Source organism: Paraglaciecola polaris LMG 21857 (assembly GCF_000315055.1).
In the GTDB taxonomy this organism is placed as follows: domain Bacteria; phylum Pseudomonadota; class Gammaproteobacteria; order Enterobacterales; family Alteromonadaceae; genus Paraglaciecola; species Paraglaciecola polaris.
In genome coordinates, this window is the sequence record NZ_BAER01000126.1 from 1 (window position 1) to 22,708 (window position 22,708).

General features: G+C 45.9%; 14 protein-coding genes. All 14 read left to right on the forward strand.

Features of this window, described 5'->3' with window-relative positions; genetic code table 11:
- Nucleotides 1-179: 179 nt before the first annotated feature.
- Nucleotides 180-1,187 (forward strand): LacI family DNA-binding transcriptional regulator, encoded by a 1,008-nt coding sequence (locus GPLA_RS19990; protein WP_007106824.1) that lies wholly within the window; start codon nucleotides 180-182, stop codon nucleotides 1,185-1,187.
- A 303-nt stretch (nucleotides 1,188-1,490) separates the two neighbouring features.
- Nucleotides 1,491-4,385 (forward strand): TonB-dependent receptor, encoded by a 2,895-nt coding sequence (locus tag GPLA_RS19995; protein WP_007106825.1) that lies wholly within the window; start codon nucleotides 1,491-1,493, stop codon nucleotides 4,383-4,385.
- A 68-nt stretch (nucleotides 4,386-4,453) separates the two neighbouring features.
- Entirely contained in the window at nucleotides 4,454-7,288 is a 2,835-nt protein-coding gene (locus GPLA_RS20000) for a discoidin domain-containing protein (RefSeq protein ID WP_007106826.1), read from the forward strand.
- Between the two features lie 90 nt (nucleotides 7,289-7,378).
- On the forward strand, nucleotides 7,379-8,248 hold the full coding sequence (locus GPLA_RS20005) for a BadF/BadG/BcrA/BcrD ATPase family protein (RefSeq protein WP_007106827.1): 870 nt from the start codon (nucleotides 7,379-7,381) through the stop codon (nucleotides 8,246-8,248).
- 31 nt (nucleotides 8,249-8,279) lie between these two features.
- Nucleotides 8,280-9,260, forward strand: a complete 981-nt coding sequence (locus GPLA_RS20010) for a N(4)-(beta-N-acetylglucosaminyl)-L-asparaginase (protein ID WP_007106828.1) — start codon at nucleotides 8,280-8,282, stop codon at nucleotides 9,258-9,260.
- Nucleotides 9,260-11,014, forward strand: a complete 1,755-nt coding sequence (locus GPLA_RS20015; protein WP_007106829.1) for an endo-beta-N-acetylglucosaminidase — start codon at nucleotides 9,260-9,262, stop codon at nucleotides 11,012-11,014. Before GPLA_RS20010 ends, GPLA_RS20015 begins: the two co-directional genes overlap by 1 nt.
- The gene (locus tag GPLA_RS20020) at nucleotides 11,014-11,739 is read left to right on the forward strand and encodes a copper homeostasis protein CutC (RefSeq protein ID WP_007106830.1); all 726 of its coding nucleotides are present in this window, start codon (nucleotides 11,014-11,016) and stop codon (nucleotides 11,737-11,739) included. The genes GPLA_RS20015 and GPLA_RS20020 overlap by 1 nt, the downstream gene beginning before the upstream one ends.
- Nucleotides 11,740-11,836: 97 nt before the next feature.
- Complete coding sequence (locus GPLA_RS20025) at nucleotides 11,837-14,410, forward strand: beta-mannosidase (RefSeq protein WP_007106831.1); 2,574 nt, start codon at nucleotides 11,837-11,839, stop codon at nucleotides 14,408-14,410.
- Nucleotides 14,407-16,197 (forward strand): sodium:solute symporter family protein, encoded by a 1,791-nt coding sequence (locus tag GPLA_RS20030; protein WP_007106832.1) that lies wholly within the window; start codon nucleotides 14,407-14,409, stop codon nucleotides 16,195-16,197. The genes GPLA_RS20025 and GPLA_RS20030 overlap by 4 nt, the downstream gene beginning before the upstream one ends.
- An 8-nt stretch (nucleotides 16,198-16,205) precedes the next feature.
- A complete protein-coding gene (locus GPLA_RS20035; protein WP_007106833.1) occupies nucleotides 16,206-18,434 on the forward strand; it encodes a GH92 family glycosyl hydrolase in 2,229 nt (742 codons plus the stop codon).
- Between the two features lie 78 nt (nucleotides 18,435-18,512).
- Nucleotides 18,513-19,508: a glucosamine-6-phosphate deaminase NagB-II gene (nagB-II, locus tag GPLA_RS20040; protein WP_007106834.1), complete on the forward strand. Its 996-nt coding sequence runs from the start codon at nucleotides 18,513-18,515 to the stop codon at nucleotides 19,506-19,508.
- A 376-nt stretch (nucleotides 19,509-19,884) separates the two neighbouring features.
- The gene (locus GPLA_RS20045; protein ID WP_007106835.1) at nucleotides 19,885-20,310 is read left to right on the forward strand and encodes a type 2 periplasmic-binding domain-containing protein; all 426 of its coding nucleotides are present in this window, start codon (nucleotides 19,885-19,887) and stop codon (nucleotides 20,308-20,310) included.
- 14 nt (nucleotides 20,311-20,324) lie between these two features.
- Nucleotides 20,325-21,452, forward strand: coding sequence for a hypothetical protein (locus GPLA_RS20050; protein WP_007106836.1), 1,128 nt, complete (start codon nucleotides 20,325-20,327; stop codon nucleotides 21,450-21,452).
- Between the two features lie 188 nt (nucleotides 21,453-21,640).
- Nucleotides 21,641-22,708 carry a hydrolase gene (locus GPLA_RS20055; RefSeq protein ID WP_007106837.1) on the forward strand — a complete coding sequence of 356 codons (1,068 nt, stop codon included), beginning with the start codon at nucleotides 21,641-21,643 and terminating at the stop codon, nucleotides 22,706-22,708.

A 22,708-nucleotide genomic window follows, 5' to 3' on the forward strand; every position in this document is an offset into this window, starting at 1 on the left:
ATGGTCACTTTAAGTGCTATTTCTGGTATATTTGTTATCGATTACAATAATTACTTTTGCTACTTTATTGATATTATTTACATATTCAGGTATTTAAATTAAGTAAGACTGTTGGTATGGCAGTGTCATAAAATAACCTCGGGCATGGATCAGCCTGTTTCTTGGAAGTGAAGTCGTAGATGACGAATATAAAAAAAGTAAGTGAACTCGCTGGAGTATCAACAGCAACGGTATCACGCACACTTAAAATGCCCGATATGGTCACTGCTCGCACCAAAGAAAAAGTAATGAAAGCCGTGCGAGAAGCTGGCTACAGACCAAGTTGGCTAGCAACTAGTGTGAAAACTGGACGCACAAACACCATAGTGGTTTTAGTGCCTAATTTGGTCAACCCGTTTTTTATGCGCATCATTGGAGGGATCGAGCAGGCTGCTCAAGAGCGCGGCTTTACGGTACTGCTTTGTGATACCCAAGGCGACAGCAAGCGCGAAAGTGATTACGCTTCTATGGTATTGACCAATCGTGCAGATGGACTGATTCAACTCGACCATTCGTTTCCCTTTTCTGACGACGACGCCAAATTGGCTGAAACCATTCCCATGGTCAGTGTCTGTGAGCGTATCCATTCTGAAAAAAAATATCCTGTAGTATCCCTTGATAACTATGCTGCCAGCCGAGCTTTGGTTCATCATTTGGTCAGTTACGGGCATACTCGGTTTGCCGTCATTGTGGGTCAAGTGGTCAGTCAAATACATAAAGATCGTCTCTCTGGGCTACGCAGTGTCTTGGCTGAAGAGGATATTGAGTTTGACGAAGACATGATCGTGGGACAGAGTTATAGCATTGAAAATGGCATTGAGAGTATGCGTCAACTACTGGCAAAACCGACTCGCCCTACCGCTGTGATTTGCTTTAATGATGATATTGCGATTGGTGCGATGCATGAAATCCACCGTCAAGGATTACATGTTCCTAATGATATTTCGGTGGTCGGTTTTGACAATGTTAAAGTCTCGGCATTCATGAATCCGCCATTAACAACTATAGATCAACCCGCATACGAAATGGGACGCAGAGGCATGGAAGTGCTTAGCGACCTCATTAATAGCATTCCCCTTACCCGAAGCAGCGAAATGTTGCCTTTTCAATTACTTGAACGTCAAAGTAGCGGTCCCGCCCCCGTTTAAATAAGGTTTAAGCTGAGTTTTATGACTGAAATAGGTAAATATTAAAAAGCCTTTTCAGTGCATGGTTGTTAATTTTTTGTATATTTTTTAACTTGTGTTGTTGACATGTGAAGTGTGGGGCACTATATTTTTCCAGTAAATTGTAATCGATTACATTTTGTTGGTGAGAAAATTACCAATGAAATGACCTATAGATAGCGTGAATAAAGAAAAAATAAGCAGTTACTGAAGTAGGCCGTGACTTATGTTCACGGTTACATTTAGTTAAAGCGGAAATATCCGATGGCGATTAGGAAAACACATATGAACAACACCAGTGACAAAATATTTGGTAAATCCATGCTGAGTTTAGCAGTTGTGTGTGCATTGGGCGTCGCGCCCTCGCATGCATTTGCGCAACAAGCAGATGATAACTCCAGCACAAGTGATGCAGAAACCGAAGTGATTCAGGTTCGTGGTATTCGCGCATCAGCAGCGGAAAACTTAGCCATTAAACGCTTATCGAATGCAGTGGTCGATGCGATTACGGCCGAAGACATAGGTAAGTTCCCAGATAAGAACGTTGCAGACTCTTTGCAGCGCGTCCCTGGTGTGGTCATTCAACGCAACGGCGGTGAAGGCTCAAGTGTGAGTATTCGTGGTCTATCCCCTAACCTAACGTTTACTCAGTTAAACGGAAACTTCATCGCGGCCTCTTCGGGTGACCCTTCTCGTTCGTTTTCTTATGAATTATTGCCGTCGAATTTAGTGGGCAAAGTAGAATTATTTAAATCGTCAGAAGCGCGTCTCGATGAAGGGGGTGTTGGTGGTACGGTTATCGTACATAGCCGCAAGCCACTGGATATGGAGAAAAATTCTGGTGTGGTCAGCCTAGAGTATACCTACGCAGATATTACCGATAAGTATGAGCCCCAGTTAAGTGGCATTTATTCGTGGAAAACAGATGAGGAAGACTTCGGCTTTTTGGTGGGTTTCACGCAACAAGACAGAACCAACCGTACGCAAACGTCTCGGGTTAACATTATTAACCAGAACTTCCAGTATACCGAGCGTCGAAATGGACAAGACGTAGAGGGCGGTGCCCAAGGCTATGCTCGTCAGAGTTTTGTACAAGAAGTACTAGAAGAAGACAGACAACGTACCGGTGTGCAATTCACCGCACAGTGGCGCCCTACTGATAACCTTGAAGTGGGTTTTAACTACTTTCAGTTTAAGTTGGGACTTGATTCCATTTTACATCAACTTGAATACCCTGAGTGGCACGATACCAACCAATATTGGACTGACATCTTTGTGGATGCGGATGCCGAATATGTTACTGGTATCGACTACAGTCGAGCGGTCTCAGGAGAAGCACTGGATACTCAAATTCCTCGGATGAACGGTGAATATATAGTGGAAGAATCCACTTCTGATACTTTCGATTTTTTCATGGAGTATGAAGGTAGCGATTTCAATGTGAAGTTTGTAGCCGGCCATACTGAAGCGGAAGGTGGACCGAGTGAAAAATACCGTGCAGCTTACTATTCTGGCGGTACAGCAGATTATTGGGGCTGGCGCTTTGAAGACAAAAACTTGATCACCAATATCGACCCTGAAATATTCAATCGCTTAAAAGCGGGTGAAGGCGGCCAAGCAGATATTGGTGCCACAGATTCTAGTTTTGTTGGTGGCACACAAGAAGAAGATTACGCTCAAATTGACACAGATTGGTTTGTGGACTGGGGCATAGTTGAGACCTTACGTTTTGGACTGAAATATCGTAAAGGCTCTATTCACCGTGATACACGTAACACTTACTATTTAGATAAAGACTTTGATGTAGCCGCGGGCGAAGCGCGCCCTGGTGGCATTACATTGGATGATGATTACTCTAGAAACGGCGGTATTCCGCTGTTAACGACCGTTATTGCTGATCAACCTTTAGGTAATCTTGGTGGTTCGATCAATACCAATATCTTCCCTGTGGTGAATTGGAATAAATACCAAAGCGAATTACAGAATAATTTTCAACGTTATACCCGTTTTGAGCCTGATTTCGTTTACGAAGTCGAAGAAGAAGTCAAAGTGGCCTATGTCCAAGCTGACTACAAATGGGAAAAATTCCGGGGTAACTTCGGGGTACGCTTTGTTGACACAGTGAATACCAATACCGCCAGTGATCGTCTCGTTTTTGCCTTAGACCGCGTTAATTTGGAAGGCGAAGACGTAGCGCAAGTGAATGGCATTGTGCGCGATATCATAGTCAATCCTAAAGAAAATTCTTATAGCCATGTATTGCCAAGCTTTAACATTGCTTGGGATTTAAATGATGATTGGGTATTACGCGGTGCGGCGGCAAAAGTGATTTCTCGTCCTGATTATGCCGATCTTGGTCAATTCCAAACGCTAACTTACCGTTCAAGTGAATGGGAGGCGGACTCTAGCGACCGTCCTGACTTTGATCCTATTCGTGACCGTGAAGGTTGGACCGGTGGCGGAGGTAATGCATCTTTACGTCCTCTTGAGTCCGTGCAATATGACTTGTCTTTAGAGTATTACTACGGCGAAGGCTCAGGCGTTAGCTTGGCGGTATTCTTGAAAAATATCGATAACTTTGTTGTGCCATTCGTACTGGATGTTAACACCAGTGTGCCAGACCAGACTTTCACCTTGGTCGAATCAGGTGGCGGCACGGTCAGTGTTGGTGGCGATATTGTGGTGCGCGATTTTGATACCTCTGCAAACGGCACAGACGCTGAATCTAAGGGTGTCGAGTTCTCATTCCAGCACTTCTTTGACAATGGTTTTGGTGTGTCGGGTAACTACACGCGCAATATCACGAGTGCTGCGACCGTTGAAGCTGACGGGCAAATTGTGGGTGAGTCACCCTTAACGGGCAGCTCTAAATATCAAGGTAACTTATCTGCCTTCTATGAAAACGATGACTATAGCGTTCGTATTTCGTATAACCGCAGAGGTCCGACTATTGGTGCCTTGGCTGAAGATTGGGATATAAACCGTTTCAGCGATACCTATGATCAGATAGACGTGAACGCCAGCTACAGCATTACCGAAGATATTACGCTGAGTGCATCGGTCATCAATCTGACCAAGTCAGAAGACTACGTCCATTTAGGGGATGACACGAAAGTACGATTTTTAACTAACTCGTACAGTGGTCGTCGACTCTTCGCCGGCATCAACTACAGATTTTAATGCGTGCAGCCAGTCCTAAAGGGCTGGTGCAATGGAACGTAATAGACAGATTGAATTGAGGAATAATAATGAAAAAGCTCACAATGAATAAAACCACAGCGGCTATGCTGATGGCAATGAGCACCTTGTACGGTTGCGGTGGCAGTGCTGATGACCCGAACCCTAATGACGCAGTAGACACTCGTGTTACGACTGCGGCTACCCTGACAGGTACTGCGGTAAAAGGCAGCTTAGACAGTGCTCAAATCAGCGTTGCCCAAATGAACAATTCTCCCATTAGCATCACCAGTGGTGAACTCACTGATGCCTCGGGAAACGTAAACGTGGTCGTTCAAAGCGACCTTGGTTTCGGCATCAACAGTCCTTTTAAGGTGTCGGTTACAGCCACGGATGCCACAAGTATGATGTGTGATGCTATCGATTGCGCCGGAGTTGATATGGGGCAAGAATTAAGTGGTGAGCCGTTAACTGGCACCGTGCTTAAATCTTTATCTTTTGTCAATGTGCCTTATGGTGCACAAGCCAATAGCAGTAACTTACCTTTTCAAGCCAACGCGCTGACGACCATAGCGACGCCGCTAGTTGAAAACGCGGTTGCCAATGGCGCGAATATCAGCCAAAAAGTATTGTTTGACTTGCAAGCGGTGACCGCCTCTGAACTGGCACTACGTGCCTTAGGCGTATCAGTTGCCAGTACTAACTTGTTCGAAACTAAATTAATTAGCGGTGAGTCTTACGCTAATTTTGTGGTGGGTGAAGACTGCACAACAGTGACCACTACTGATGCTGACGGTAACGATGTTGCGCTAGAAGAATGTACTGATGTACTTGCCTCGCCTGCCATTATCACAATGTCGCTAGCGAATGCAGCTTTTGCCAATATTGCCCAAACCGAGAGTTTTAACGAACGGTTTGACGCAGTCAATGTGGCTATTACGGCTGCTATCGAAGGCGACACGTTAGCCTTGACGCCAATCCGAGAGCGCCTGTTTGCTTCTGTCAGCGCAGTGCCGTTTTTGTCTGAGTTGGGTATTTCCCCTGAAAGCATTATCGATGTGGGGTTATCTTTTGCTATCGCAGATGAAAATAGCGGTCCGGTGCAAGAAGTCACGACCTTAGCTAATTTAGCCGGCGCGACTATTACTGGACGAGCCCGTATCAGTGATGGTGAAGCAGAAATCATGGCTTTCGATAAAGATCTGGACAGCAAGTGGTTGGATAACGGTGGTGTACCTAGCGTCGAAGAGCCATCTTGGGTTCAACTTGAATTTACCCAAGGACATGCTGTCAGCAGTTTGTTTATTACCAGTGCTAACGATGCGCCTGAACGCGACCCTGAAAACTTTGATTTACTCGCCTCAAATGACGGTGAAAATTGGGTTACCTTGGCCAGCTTTTTAGGTGAGTCATTTGATGAACGCTTTGAACGTAAAGAGTTTTCATTTTCTAATGGTTTAGAGTATTCCTTCTATCGCTTAAATATCAACAAAAATAAGGGTGATACTAGCTTAATGCAGTTGTCCGAAATTCAGTTGGTTGGCCCAATTTATGCGAGTACAGATCATACTGATCCTGTGGGAACCGGCGCGATAACAGGTCGAGCCCGTATCAGCGATAACGAAGCTGAAACCATGGCATTTGATAATGATGCGCAAAGTAAATGGTTGGATAACGGCGGGGTACCGAGTGTTGAAGAACCATCATGGGTCCAAGTGGATTTCCCTGAAGCAGTAGCGGTTAACGTATTAGCCATTACCAGTGCTAACGATGGTCCAGAGCGGGATCCTGAAAATTTCACCTTAGTGGGTTCTAACGATGGTGGTGTCACTTGGACAACGATCGGTGATTGGTTAGGCGAGTCGTTTGATGAGCGTTTTGAACGTAAATTATTTAGTGCCGATAACGCTTTGGCTTATAGCACCTACCGCCTAAATATTACCAAAAACAAAGGCGACAGCAACTTAATGCAATTAGGCGAGATTGAACTGATTGGGCCTAAAATCCCAAGTGTTCAACACAGCCATAGTGCAGGAGCGACTTACACTGAGCGCGCGCGCATCAGTGACGGTGAAGCAGGGGCAATGGCCTTTGACAATGACGTTCAAACCAAATGGTTAGATAATGGTGGTGCACCTTCTGTTGAAGAGCCATCATGGGTTGTGGTCAGCTTGCCTGAAGCGGCTGCAGTCAACACACTGGCCGTTACTAGCGCAAATGATGCTCCTGAGCGTGATCCTGAAAACTTCGCGGTGTGGGCGTCAAACGACAATGAAAATTGGACTGAACTCGCCAGCTGGTTAGGTGAGAGCTTCGACGAGCGCTTCGAGCGCAAGCAATACACCTTTGCCAATGACATTGGCTTTAACTTCTATCGTTTCAATATCACTAAAAATAAAGGTGATAACAGCTTGATGCAAATAGCTGAAATTGAATTGATTGGACCTCAGTTCACGTCTGTTGATGTTTCATCAACTGCCGGTACGACAATTACAGGTCGAGCACGTATCAGTGACAACGAAGCTGAAACCATGGCCTTTGATGACCTGCTTACGACTAAGTGGTTAGATAATGGCGGTGTGCCCTCTGTTGAGGAACCATCTTGGGTGCAACTTGACTTTGCTACCGCCAAAATCGTCAATAGTATTGCTATCACCAGTGCCAATGACGCACCAGAACGCGATCCAGAAAACTTCACGGTTGTAGGGTCAAATGACGGCGGAGCAACTTGGCAAGAAGTTGAGTCTTGGGTTGGCGAAAGCTTCGATAGCCGCTTTGAGCGTAAGTTGTTCGAAATGCAAAACGGTTTTGCGTATTCCAGCTATCGAATCAATATCACCAAAAACAAAGGTGACAGTAATTTAATGCAAATTACCGAAATTGAGTTGATTGGTCCCGCTGAGTAAACGTAAGTGAAACTCAAAAGCCCACTGACTATTTGGTGGGCTTTTTATTACCCTTAATATATTTCCAATAGACACATATAAATATTTACTATGCATGATGATTATTACCTTGGAATTGATGGCGGCGGTACGCAGTGCCGAGCCGCTATATACAGCTCAGACTCCATATTGCTTGGTTCTGGCATTGGCGGGCCAGCAAATCCCGTTAACGGTTTATCGTTAGCGCAAGACGCCATTTTACAGGCTGCTACGCAGGCGCTGGATGATGCTAAATTAAAGCATGTGGCGCTTAGCCAACTAAACGTGGGTGCCGGCATTGCTGGCTTGCACTTGCCCAGTATGCAGTTAGCCATGGAACTGTGGCAGCATCCGTTTAAATCATTTTACTGCACCACAGATTTGCATGCAGCGGTAACCGGCATGCATCAAGGTAAAGATGGCGGTGTCATTATTCTCGGTACGGGTTTCAGTGCCCTAGGTATGGTCAATGGTGTCCAGCATTCAATCGGTGGCTATGGGTTTCCAATTAATGCCGAAGGCAGTGGATCGTGGTTAGGTTTACAAGCGGTGAAGGCCGCCTTACTGGCTTATGATGACATAGGGCCAGCAACCAGCATGCTAAAGGCTATGACTCAGCAGGAAGACATATTATCCCTTGCTACCCGCTTAAATCAGGGCAGTTCAACGGAATTTGCTACCTTTGCGCCATTAGTGTTCGAGCATGCCGCTCAAGGCGATCTGCTTGCTAAGGCAATCGTTGAACAGGCAACAGAGTTTCTACAGCGAGTGATCCGAAAATTAAATGCAATGGGTGTCAGTGACATTGTGCTGGTTGGCAGCGTCGCCCATCGTCTGCAAAGCCGCCTAAAAGAGAATTTTTCCCACAGTATTGTTGCAGGTAAGGCGTCGGCTGAATTTGGTGCCATGCTGCTAGCTAAAACGAGTTTAACCGGTGTCTAGCCTACATAAGCAGCACAATAAAGGATAAAAAATGACAGCCACACGTAGAAGCTTTTTAAGATTTTCGTTTTTGAGCGGTATTTTTGCAACGCTAACCGCAAGTAGTCAATCGGTTCTGGCAGCTCAGAAGACAAACAAGCCAATAGTGATCTCGACTTGGGAACACGGGCTGGCAGCCAATAAAATCGCATGGCAGGTGCTCAATAACAGTGGCCGTGCCTTAGATGCTGTCGAGCAAGGTGTGCGTGTACCCGAAGCGGATCCTAACGTGCGCACAGTGGGTTACGGCGGTTACCCAGACAGTGAAGGTAATGTGACATTAGACGCCTGTATCATGGATGAGAACATGAATTGTGGCTCGGTGGCTTATCTACAGGGCATCAAGCATCCCATCTCTGTGGCACGAAAGGTGATGGAGGAAACCCCTCACGTCATGTTAGTGGGCCAAGGCGCCCAAGACTTCGCATTACAACAAGGCTTTGATATACAAGATTTATTAACACCACAAGCCAAAAAAGATTGGCAAGACTGGCGTGCATCCGGTCAGGGTAAAAAACAGATAAATATTGAAAATCACGACACCATTGGCATGTTAGCCCTCGACTCACAGGGGAATTTAAGTGGCGCCTGCACCACAAGCGGTGCGGCATACAAGTTACCTGGACGAGTCGGTGACTCTCCTATCATAGGTGCCGGTTTATATGTGGATAACGAAGTCGGTGGTGCCACCGCAACGGGGATGGGCGAACTGATGATGAAAACGGTCGGTTGTCATCTGGTCGTCGAATTAATGCGCCAAGGGGCATCTCCTCAAGAAGCGTGCAAAAAGGCGGTAGAGCGCATCGCTACCCGATTAGATAATTTTGCTGAGTTTCAGGTCGGATTTATTGCGCTTAATAAAGCCGGTGAGTACGGCGCATACTGCATTCAACCTGGCTTTAACTACGCGGTGCAGGACAGTAACGGTACACGTTTAAACGACGGCAAAAACTTATTAGGAGAGGTTTTGTAATGGGCAAAATTGCTGGGTTGTTATTGGTATTGTGCGCCCTTGCGGTTAATGCTGATGAGCTGACGATTCGGGCGAATGAAGCCCCGTTCGCGTTAACATTAGAGCAAGCAATGAACTGGGCACCTGAGCGTGAGTTTACCTCGCCGGCTAATATTTCTACTGTGCCATTAGCCAGACGTTACCCCGCTCAGCTTGACGACACCCGAGGGAGTTTAGATACCCGGGCCAAGGTGCTATATGCCCCAGATGGCATGAATAACTTCGCAAACTACTTAGTTACCCAGCCTAAATTTAATTTGTACAACTTTACTCACTGGTCACAAATCGACGTATTGAACTGGTTTGCGGGCACGGCGGACCATGTGGTGCAACTTCCGGCTAAACCCTGGGTTGATACTGCCCATAAAAATGGGGTGAAGGTTATAGGGTCAATTTTCTTGGCTATTGCTAAATATGGCGGTAGTCCAGACACTGCTGAGAAACTGCTCAAACAGGATGAACAAGGCCGTTTTGTCATGGCCCATCGTTTGGTGGATATTGCTCAGTATTATGGTTTTGATGGTTGGCTGATGAATCAAGAAACCAATCTCACTGCCATTAAAGATGCAAACAATGAGTTGGTTGAAGGTCAGCGAGACCCTGAGCGTGGCGCGGCCTTAGGCAAAAAAATACTGGCATTTATGCAATACCTAACCGCTATCGCCCCCCAAGGAATGGAAATCCATTGGTATGATTCCATGCTTGAAAATGGTGAGGTGCGCTGGCAAAACGAGCTGAATGACAAAAATAAGGCATTCCTCAGTCAAGGTGTTCACAGTGCCGATGCCATGTTTATGAATTACTGGTGGAATAAGCCCATGGTGGAGAGCTCTGTAGAGATTGCTCAGCAACTGGGGCGCTCGCGCTATGATCTATATTTCGGAGCCGACTTATGGCCCAGCCGTAATGCCCAGCGTGCATTTAGCCGCAGCCAGTGGCTAAATGATTTATTCGATACCGAATCGGGTCACGGGCTTACGTCCATTGCTTTGTTCGCACCGAACTTTAATTTCAATTTTGCGGGTGAAGACCACACTCCTATTTTTAGCCATTTTAAAGATAATGCCCAAGATCCCCTTAGCTTCTACCAGACAGAGCAACGCCTGTTTACTGGCGATGATTTGAATCTTGCCGTCAACGATGAAAAAAGTTGGCCTGGGATTGGCCGCTATTTGCCTGCTAAAACAACGATTTCAAACCTGCCGTTTATCACTCACTTTAATACTGGCCAAGGTAAGGTACTGATCGAGGATGGGCAAAAAACCGCCGATGGATGGACAGACATGAGCAAGCAAGACTTGCTACCCACTTGGCAATTTGCGGTATATGGCAGTCAGAACTTAGATCCACATTACGATTTTGAGCACGTTTATTCAGGTGGCAGTTCATTGGCTTTTGAGGGGAAATTGCAATCACAAGATGCGCGTATTCCTTTGTATCAAACCAATTTTGTTCTCGGTGACGAGCAGGTCGCTACGTTAACCATAAAAGGTGGTAGCCAAAGCATGTCTTTTTATCTGCAGGCGGCGAGCGGTGAACGCACTATATACGCCTTGTCGGACTATAGCCCTAAGAGTGAGCACCAAGGAGAATGGTACCGTTATTCCATTCCCCTTAATAAGCTAGCAGCACAGCATATTGTGCAATTAGGGGTGTCTTTCTCCGCTCAGTCGTCAGATGTTTCGGTTAATTTGGGCGAGCTGGCGATTAAGTGATGGTCGAAATTGAAATCTGCTTAGGTTGTGATGATAGCGCGCATATTGCCCAGCAAGTTAAGGCGGCATATTCGGGCGGTGCGACTCGGGTGGAGCTGTGCAGTTCAATGGAGCATGAGGGACTAACCCCCAGCACAGATGCTTTGCACAAAGCAAAAATAGCGGCGCCTGAAGGATTGCTTCTGCTGGCGATGATACGTCCCAGAGCCGGTGATTTTTGTTATTCGATGGGCGAAATAGAACAGATGAAGCGCGAAATCACCCTTGCTAGCCAAGCCGGTATGCATGGCGTTGTGCTCGGCGCCCTGACCAGGGCCAACGCGTTGGATATTCCAGCCCTTGAGCAACTGTTAGCGGTTGCCAGCGAAGCAAAGCTACAGGTGACATTTCACCGGGCATTTGATGCATTACGGACACCCGTTGCATCCATTATGGCCTTAGCCGAACTAGGCGTGCAGCGAATTTTAAGCGCTGGCGCACCTTGGGGGGCTGAGAGTAACGCGGCACAGCATGTGGGCTCCTTACAAAGCTATTTAGATGGTGCAAACGGATGCTTGGAGTTGGTTATTGCGGGCAGTGTCAATGCCACTAACGCGACGACCATAGCCGGAAAACTGACCTCGAGTGTTGGCTACTCTTTTCATGCTTATTCATCTGTGTTGTCCCATGGTCTAGTGGACGAAAGCAAAGTTAGGCAACTGTACCAAGCGGTGAACTACGCGTAGTGACAAACCGTTAATAAACAAACATTTTTATCGCGGGCGATTATTCATTGGGCGGGCCCGCGTTAGACATCTCGCCCCACTTTAAATACTGGTTTATATGATTAACAAACAAGATAAGACACAAATGACGACGCTGGCACTCAATGGGCAATGGCAATTTTGCCAGGCTGATGAACAGCAATGGCGAAGTGCCACCGTTCCAGGTTGCAACTTTACCGATCTATTAGCGCACCAATTAATTGATGATCCCTTCGTCCAAGATAATGAGTCTCATCTGCAGTGGATAGAAAAAAAGGACTGGCATTACCGTCGCGCATTTAATATTACGGCGGCGCAATTGGCGCACAGTGAAGTCAAGCTGGTGGCGTTAGGGCTAGATACATTTTGCGATATTTATCTTAATGGTCAGCCTTTAGCCAGCGGTCAGAATATGTTCGTGGGTCAACATTTGGCATGCAGATCTTTGTTAATCGTAGGACAAAATGAAATAGAAGTGCGTTTCCGCTCGCCCATGAACGAAGTGTATCCACAGTTTGTCGCCAATGGCTTTACCTACCCAGCCGAAAATGACAAAAGTGATGAGAAGCTCAGTGTTTTTTGTCGTAAGGCCCCTTGTCACTTTGGCTGGGACTGGGGACCAAAGTTTGTTACTTCGGGTATTTGGCGTGATATTTATTTGGCTTTTATTGATACGCTAGAAATAAAAGATGTGCATTTTGTGCAGCAATCTTTATCTGCTGAGCGTGCTCAATTCCGCTTCGATCTAGATGTTTCTGCAATGGCTGACTTTAGTGGTCAGGTCAGGGTAACCTGCGCCCAAGCGCCACAGTTAAATCAAACTCAGTCGATTAACGTTTTAGCGGCGTCGGCTGGGCAAACGATATCGCTGGATTTCTCATTAACAGATCCTCAGCGCTGGTGGCCAAATGGTGTGGGCGATGCTTTCATATATGATTTTAACTTTGAGCTGATAACCGACGAGAAGGTGCTTGCCGAGCACTCTTTAGCTATCGGCTTAAGGGAGATAGAAGTCGTCAATCAAACTGACGACATGGGTGAATCGTTTTATTTTAAAGTAAATGGCCATCCGGTGTTTATGAAGGGATCAAACTATATCCCTGATGACAGCTTTATTCATAGAGTGACAGCTGAGCGCCATCAGCAACTATTTGACGGGGTTGTTGCTGGCAACATGAATATGTTGCGAGTGTGGGGCGGTGGTATCTATCAAGACGATAAATTCTATGAGTTAGCCGATCGTAACGGCATTTTAATCTGGCAAGATTTTATGTTTGCCTGCACCTTGTATCCTGCCAATGAAGCCTTTTTACACAATGTAAAACAGGAAGCTGAATATAACGTTAAACGCCTACGGAACCACCCGTGTATCGCTATGTGGTGTGGCAATAATGAAGTGGATATGGCCATTGAAAAATGGCAGTGGGCAGAAAAATTCGCCTATTCAGATGAGCTTTACACCCGCTTGAAACAAGATTATATGTCGCTCTTTGATGACTGCTTGCCTAGTGTGGTGAGCGAGCTGGATAGTCAGCGTTTTTATCTGCGTTCTTCCCCCATAGGCTTTTGGGAAAATGATGAAGACAACAAGGCTAATCATCATTATTGGGGCGTGTGGCATGGGGAAGAGCCCTTCAGTGAATACAAAAAGCGTATTCCACGTTTTATGAGTGAATATGGCTTTCAATCGTTCCCCATTGCTGAGTCTACCCATCGCTTTACGCGTCCAGAGGACCGAGAGTTGGAGTCGACCGTGATGCAAGTGCATCAAAAGCACCCTAGGGGCAACAAGCTAATTCGTAGCTATATGGATGAAGAGTTTAATCCGCCAAAAGATTTTGAACAGTTGCTTTACCTCAGTCAGGTGCAACAAGCATTAGGGCTGAAAATGGCCTTTGAAGCCCACCGCGCGGCGATGCCTTTTTGCATGGGCACTTTATATTGGCAGTTGAATGACACATGGCCAGCGGCATCTTGGTCTGGTATTGACTATTACGGGCGCTGGAAGGCGTTACATTATCAGGCCAAACGCAGTTTTGCTCAGCAGTTGTTGGTGATTGAGCAAAACGATGACAGCCTAGATATTACCCTGATATCTGACCGCTTAACGTCCTTTTCGGCGCAATTGCACGTTAGTTTATATCAGTTTAATGGTGAGGTTCTGTGGTCCCATGAGCAAAGTGTCAAGGTAGCAGCCAATGCTTCTCAAGAGATCTTCAGTCTTGAATTTGCCAAGCTCGTTACAGCTCAGCAGCTTAGCCGCTCTGTGATGACTGCTAGTCTGGTTGATGTGAAAAGCGCACAAACTTTAGCGCAAAATACGCACTTTTTCGCACCGAACAAAGACTTGGCTTTGCAGTCAGCCAATATTGTATGCACAAAGGTGATAGCGCATGAGCAGTTAACGCTGACGTTTGACACGGATACCTTTGTTCGCCAGTTGTATGTCAGCGTCAGTGGGCATGATGGTAACTTTAACGATAACTTCTTTGATCTTATACCTATGCAGCCTAAGACCATTTGTTTGTCTTTGCCTAGAATGAATAACAAGGACATTACAGCATTAGTCGAGAAGCTGAGCTGGAGTTCGTTAATCGATAGTTTTGCGTCGCAACAGTCCGAGATTGAAAGTTCGGTTGGAATAAAACCATGATTTTAAGTTGGATCGATATTGTTGTCATCCTGGCCTATCTAGTGTCGGTTTTGTTGATCGGTTTATATATTTCTAAGCGTGCCAGTCGCGACATGGACTCCTATTTCTTAGGTGGAAAAACCATTCCTTGGTGGGCACTTGGGGTATCAAACGCATCTGGTATGTTCGATATAGCCGGCACTATGTGGCTAGTATCCATGTGTTTTGTATATGGTTTAAAGAGTGCTTGGCTACCCTGGATCTGGCCGATATTTAATCAAATATTTTTAATGATATATCTGTCAGTTTGGCTGCGTCGTTCAAATGTGATGACTGGCGCTCAGTGGATGGAGACCCGTTTCGGCACTGGCAAAGGCGCACAATTGAGCCAGATGGTGGTAGTGGTGTTTGCATTAGTCAGTGCAATTGGCTTTATCGCTTATGCTTTTAAAGGCATAGGTAAGTTTGCTGCGATCTTTTTTCCCTGGGAGATATCTCCGGATATCTACGCCTTGATTATATTTTCGGTAACGACCGTGTATGTGGTTAAAGGTGGTATGTACAGCGTCGTATTTACCGAAATTTTGCAATTTATCATTATGACTATTGCGGCGGTTTCGGTGGGGGTGATTGCCATGTATATGGTGTCACCTGAGCAATTAGCAGCTGCGACACCAGAAGGCTGGGACAGTCTGCTCTTTAGTTGGCAACTTGACCTAAACTGGCAAGGGCTAATCGATAGCGTCAATGTGAAGGTCGAAGAGGATGGTCTTGAACTATTCGGGTTGATGATCATGATGATGTTATTCAAAGGCGTGTTATCTAGCATGGCAGGGCCGGTGCCCAACTATGATATGCAACGTATTTTGGCGACTAAAAGCCCGAAAGATGCCGCCAAAATGAGTGGTTTGGTGTCTTTGGTGATGTTTTTCCCTCGCTACATGATGGTGGCGGGCCTGTCGATTCTGGCCATTGTATATATGGGGCCTGACATTCAAGCCCAAGGTAAGCAATTCGATTTTGAGCAGATACTGCCCTTTGCAATCAATAATTTTGTTCCTGTGGGGCTAACCGGTTTGCTCATTGCGGGGCTATTGGCCGCGTTTATGTCGACCTTTGCGGCGTCGGTTAACGCCGCCCCCGCTTATTTTGTCAATGATATCTATCGCCGTTATTTTCGCCCTGACGCCGACAGTCGCGCTTATGTGCGCATGAGCTACATCGTATCGGTGCTTCTGGTTGTGCTTGGTATGGGGTTAGGCCTGATGCTAGGCAGTATTAACGCCATTATGCAGTGGATTTTTGCTGCTTTATTCGGTGGGTACGCCGCAGCAAATCTATTGAAGTGGCATTGGTGGCGATTCAACGCCTACGGCTATTTTTGGGGCATGCTGGCTGGTCTCATTGGGGCCTTGGTGCTGCCCATTGCATTACCTGATACTCAGCCACTTATGGCATTCCCACTACTGTTACTTTTCGGCCTAATCGGCTCGATTGCCGGCACTTTGTTAACACCGGTGGAATCTGATGAGGTGCTCTGTGAATTCTACCGTACCGTTAAACCCTGGGGGTTCTGGGGGCCGATCCGGGACAAAGTGATGGAGCAAGATCCTGATTTTGTGCCAAACAAGGAGTTCTCACGGGATCTGGTTAACGTAGTGGTCGGTATTGTTTGGCAGCTCGCCCTAGTGGTGATGCCTATTTATTTGGTGATCCAGCAGTGGTGGTCAATGTTGGCCGCCTTTGCTGTCATTGCTGTCACAAGCTGGGTCTTGAAAAAGAACTGGTTAGATAAACTTCCTGAGTGAGTTGTAGTATGAAAAAACATATTTTAGCAGGCGCATTCTCTGTATGCGCATTTGGTGGACTAACAAGTTGTGCTACCAGTACGGTTGACGATAACAATCTTGAGCCGGTTGTTAGCTCGTTTGATATTCAAACATTGGGTTATGTGGACCCTTTCATTGGCACGGGTGGACACGGGCATACCTTCCCGGGGGCCGTTGTGCCTTTTGGTATGGTGCAACTTAGCCCAGATAACCCATCTAAAGGTTGGGATTGGACTTCAGGTTATAACTACAGCGATAACCAGTTATTAGGTTTTAGTCATACCCATTTGTCAGGCACGGGTGTAGGTGATCTACTCGATGTATTGGTCATGCCGTTTCGTGGTGAATATAACCAGCGAGCAGATAATGACTTAGGTCGAATTGTCAGTGAGTACTCACACGAGAACGAGTCGGCGTCTCCTGGTTTTTATCAGGTTTCGTTACCTGATGAGCAAGTTGAAGCTGAATTAACGGCTACCGAGCGCAGCGGTGTGCATCGCTATACGTTTTCAGGCCATGACGATGCTAAGGTATTAATCGATTTGGGCTATGCCCAGAATTTTGATAAATCTGTTGCCACGTTTATGCGCGTGTTAGATGACCATACTCTAGTGGGGTATCGCATATCTACCGGTTGGTCAGACTTTCAGCCTACCTATTTTATTGCCCAGTTTAATCAGCCTTTCAGCTATCAGTTTTATCGGGAAGGAGAGCCCCAAGCTGGCCCTTTTATTAATACTGAAAAGAGTGAAGTGGTATTAAATTTCGGTGATATCGCCAATCAACCCTTAGTTGCTAAAGTAGCGTTGTCCTACGTGAGTATTGATGGTGCTAAACAGAATTTAGCGGCTGAAGTACCTCATTTCGACTTTGATAACATCAAACAAAAAGCCCAACAACTGTGGGCTGTTCAATTGGCTAAATTTAAGGTAACGGATAATGATGAGCAGGCGAAGCGTAAGTTCTACACGGCTTTATATCATTCATTTTTAGCACCACAAACGTTCAACGATATAGATGGTAGCTATTTTGGAGCCGATGGCAGTGCCCATAATAGCCAAGAGTTTAAGCGTTACTCGTTATTTTCATTGTGGGACACATTCCGTGCGTTACACCCCTTGTTAACCATTTCAAATGGCGAGCGGGTGAACGATATGGTGAGCTCCATGATGGCTTTTTACGACGAAACAGGCTTATTACCCTCATGGGATCTGATGGCTAACGAAACCGACGTAATGATCGGTTATCACGCCGTTCCTGTCATTGTTGACGCATACTTTAAAGGCTTGACCAAGGTTGCGCCTGAACAGCTTTTTCAAGCATTAAAAGCCTCAGCTATGCAAGAGCGCTTCGGTATCGATTTGTTTGCTAAATATGGCTACGTACCGTCAGATTTAGAGGTTGAGGCGGTATCAAAGACCCTCGAATACGCGTTTGACGACTGGGCGATTGCCCGTCTAGCAAAGGCGCTGAACAAAGAAAAAGATTATCAGTATTTCAGCCAGCGAGCACAGTCGTTTAAAACACTTTTTGATAAACAAACAGGCTTTATGCGCGGTAAAACTAAAACCGGCGATTGGGTGCAAAACTTCAGCCCAACGCACGTGGATCATCGAACCACTGATTACACCGAAGCTAACGCATGGCAGTACACTTGGTTTGTGCCCCATGATGTTAATGGATTAATGGCGTTATTTGGTGGCGAAGCACCATTCTTGGAAAAATTAGATACCTTGTTTAGCACAGATTCATTTATGGAAGGTGACGTATCTCCTGATATATCTGGTTTGATTGGCCAATATGCTCATGGAAATGAGCCTGTGCATCATGTGCCTTATATGTACTCACTGACATCGCAAAAATGGAAAGGCGAACAACGTATCAAAGAAATTCGCGACACCATGTACCGGGATGATCCTGATGGGCTTTCGGGTAATGATGATGTAGGCCAGATGTCAGCTTGGTACGTGTTTAGTGCCTTGGGATTTTATCCTTTAAATCCGGCCGATGGCCAATACGTATTAGGCACGCCTCAATTTGAGCAAGTGGATATTCAACTTCCGAAGAATAAAACGTTTACAGTAAAAAGCGTGTTATCAGGCGAAACCTCAGATGGTTATGTCAAGCAGGCGACACTAAACGGCAAGCCGGTAAATATGAATACAATTAGCCATAACGATGTGATGCAGGGCGGTGAGCTAGTCTTCACTTTCTAACCCCCAGGCTATACTTTTAAGGTGGCCATCCGTGCCACCTTCCTTTCTTTCTCAAAGACCACTTTTTTGGAGAAGTCGATGACCAGTATTATGGCAACCGAAGCCGCGTCTGCGCCTGCGTTACTCGCAGAGCAACTCAAGCTGAATAAAGTTATTTGTCAGCGTCTTGCTGATAAAATACGCCAGTTTAATCCAAGCGTCGTATACATAGTAGCAAGGGGGTCTTCGGACCATGCGGGTGTCTTTGCCAAGTACCTGATTGAAATTGAATTAGGCATACCAGTGGTTGCTGCTGCGCCTTCTGTGGTGACTATTTTTCATAAGCAACTCAAGCTGAGCAATGCCTTGGTGATTGGTATTTCGCAGTCAGGACGCAGTCCAGACATAGTGCAACATATGCAGATGGCAAAAGATGCGGGCGCCTTGTGCGTAGGCTTGGTTAATGATGAAAGCTCCCCGCTGGCGGCATTGGTTGATGAGCTATTGCCTTTGCGTGTTGGGCAAGAGATCGCGGTTGCTGCGACCAAAAGTTATCTAGCGTGTTTGAGTGCATTATTGCAATTGGTGGCTTACTGCAAAGATGATGCAGGATTAATCGCAGGAGTTGAAAATATACCTCAAGCTCTGGCCGAGGCCGTTGATGGGCCAGCGCAGCTCAAGGTGTCAATGTTTAGAGATACGGACAAGTGTATCGTGTTGGGGCGCGGTTTTGGCTATGCGATTGCCAAAGAGATAGCCTTAAAACTTAAAGAAGTGTGCGCCATACAAGCCGAAGCGTTTAGCAGTGCTGAATTCGTGCATGGCCCAGTTGCCTTAGCGCAAAAGCCGTTACAGGTATTAAGCCTTATGTTAAGGGATGAGTCCTTTGAGGCTCATCAACAACAAGTCGATGATCTAGTTCAGCGCGGAGCGGGTGTGGTGACACTGAGACAATTTCCTAACAGATTACATCCGCGCATTGCCGCCTTAGTATTAATGCAGCGTTTCTATCTAGATATTGCGGATATTTCACTGCAGTTGGGCTGTGATCCTGACACGCCTAAAGGTTTAAATAAGGTCACTCTCACCGTTTAATTTACGGGAAATTTGTTATGCCTATTTCGGGTTACCTGTTAGGCATAACAAAACAGCGCAAAATTTTTCACTTTTCTTACTGGCATTCGACGTTTTCTGTGTTTCCTCAAAGCGCTTGTTGTACACCTGCTTATTGCAAATTCGCGGGTGAAATCAAGATTGCAACTTACTGATAGTCAGTGATATTTGAATTTCACGTGTCATTTAATTATCTTTTTACGATGCAGTTTTTTGCTAAAGATAATGATCATAAGGGATTAAATAATATACCTAGGTGTGCCCAGTGATACGGCTTAGGGCTGGATATTTGTTACAAAATCTATACCGTACGCGCTCCGAAAATTTACCTTCGTAAACATCACTTACCGGACACACCATGTTGAAACACACAGTTAAAAAAATTGCGCTAACAGCCGCATTTTTGTTAGGCAGTACTTCAGTTTTTGCTGAGGTTGTTGTTATCGTGCATCCATCTAATAGCGCTAGCATTGATGCCAAATCTACCCAACGAATTTTTCTAGGCAAAGAGAAGAAATTTTCTACTGGCAAAGAAGCCATTCCAATCAATCAGGCTGCGGGTACTGCTAGCCGTAATAGCTTTGATAATGACACCCTTGGCAGAAATTCTGCCCAGGTGTCTGCTTATTGGTCCAAGCTGGTTTTTACCGGAAAAGGTATACCACCAAAGGAAGTGGCTGATGACGCCGAAGTTATCGCTATGGTAGCGGCTAATCCAGATGCGATTGGTTACGTGGACAGTGGTTCAGTTACCGCTTCAGTTAAAGCAATTGCACTAAATTAGTTAAGGATTCGATAATGAACAATTTCAGCAAAACAGTGGTATTGCTAACATCTTTGGGTTTCGCAGCGGCAACCAATGCGGAAGTCAGAATCAATGGATTCGCTAATTTAGTGGGCGGGATCACCAGCAGCGACGATGCATTGTATGGTTATGATGATTCATTCTCGTTTAAGTCAGAAAGCTCGTTTGCTTTACAAGTTAGTGCTGACATTAACGATAAAATGACGGCGACCGGCCAAATCATCGCCCGTGGTGAAGACGATTATGACGCCGAATTTGAATGGGCATACTTTACCTTTAACGCGACTGATCATGTGAGTATTTCTGCGGGGCGTTTACGCCTGCCCTTATTCAAATACTCGGCATCTCGGGATGTTGGTTACTCCTATCATTGGGTGAATACCCCTCGGGCAGTTTACGCTGTGCCCTTTAATAACCTAGATGGTGTGCGTGTTGATTATGCTAACTATGCAGGCGACTGGGAGTACAACTTACAACTTGCGGTCGGTACCTTCAGTGGTGACAACGATCTCGGTGATGTTGAAGGGAAAAACGTTATCGTGGGCACGGCAGAAGTACAAAAAGACTGGTTTAAAGCGCGAGTGGTTGCTGGACGTGGTAAAACAACAATCGATGCGGATGCGGTGAGCAATATCATCAATGCGTTGGCGCAAATATCTCCTGAGCTGGCAAACGACTTAGACCTTCGTGATGACAGCGGTTTATTCTTAGGTGTCGGTTTAGAAGCCGATTTCTACGACTGGTTCATCAGTGGTGAATTTACCTCTATTAATGCTGAGGATTCGTTTTCTCCTGAAGATAAAGCCTTTTATATCACGGCCGGCCTGCGCTTTGGCGCATTTACGCCATCGGTGACTTATGAAAAACTCGATGGTCGTGGTGAGATCCGCTTCCTAGACAAGGTTGCTGCATTGCCAGTGGCGTTCCAACCTGCGGCGACCGCCGCTGTGGTGGGATTACAACAGGCCGTGGCGGACGAGTATGAGGTGTTAACACTGGGCGTACGTTACGACTACGACACCAATATTGCCCTTAAGGCTGATATTAGCTCATACACCAGTGATATTGACGATAGCTTAGATTCCGGCTTATTGCGCTTTGCGGTCAACTACATTTTCTAAGTGGATAGCACTCTATAAACGCTCCGCAAGGGGCGTTTTTTGTTTTAACCCTGACGGCTAATACACTCGTTTGGTATTCTGCATACATGAGTCAGAACAAGGGTAAAAGTAGCTTGCTTACATATATCTAAGTACTTGGTATACTCAGGGTAATGACACTTTGCAAACTGGAATGCATACTTTACTCAATGCCTCAGCCTTCGTCTTCTTCCTGCTCGCCAGAGCAATTGATACCCGCTACTGAAAATCACCTATGTGGCGAGATTATTAAAAGCGCTTTCTCGCCGCTTTGGTGGGCTAAAAATCGGCATGTTCAAACGATTTGGCCGCGCTTCTTCCAGCGTCGCTTAAAGGTACATTGGCAAAAAGAACGTTTGATCTTGCCTGACAGTGACTTCGTGAATTTAGCGTGGAGCGGTGAGCGTAATAATATTAAGGAAAGTAAAGGCTTGGTGGTTATCTTTCACGGTTTGGAAGGTTCGAATAAATCCCACTATGCAAACGACATGACCGCCAACCTGGTTGCCCAGGGCTATGTGGTGGTGTTAATGCACTTTCGTGGTTGCGGTGGTGAGCATAATACCCTGCCCCGAGCGTATCATTCAGGTGAAACTCAAGATGCATGGTACTTACTAAATTGGTTAGCCGAACTCTACCCAAATGTAGCAAAGGTGGCGATGGGTTTTTCGTTAGGCGCCAACATGCTGCTAAAGCTATTAGGTGAAAAGCCACAACAAAGCATTTTACGTGGGGCAATTGCTATTTCACCCCCCTTTAAGTTGGCTGAATGCTCGTTGAGTATTAATCAAGGCATGTCGCGCATGTATCAGTCTTATTTGCTCAAAAGTATGGTGAATAATCTGGTGGATAAAATGCGCACGGTAGATTATTCCGACCACCTAGAAATCGATGATGTCAAAGCACGAAAAATAAAGAGCTTTAAAGATTTTGATCAGCACGTAACAGCTCCTCTACATGGCTTTGTTAGCGCTGATGACTATTATGAAAAATGTAGCGCGATTAATTTTATGCACAGTATTGCCGCGCCTACCCTCATTATTCACGCTAAAGATGATCCGTTTATGAGCGAGTCTGTGTTACCAAAAGCCCATGACCTATCGCCAGCGGTGCGTCTTGAACTCAGCGACAAAGGCGGTCACGTTGGCTTTATGCAAGGTACACCATGGCAGCCGCGTATTTGGACACATGAGCGTGTTAACCAGTATTTCCAGGAGATTTTGCGCGAGAAAGCGTGA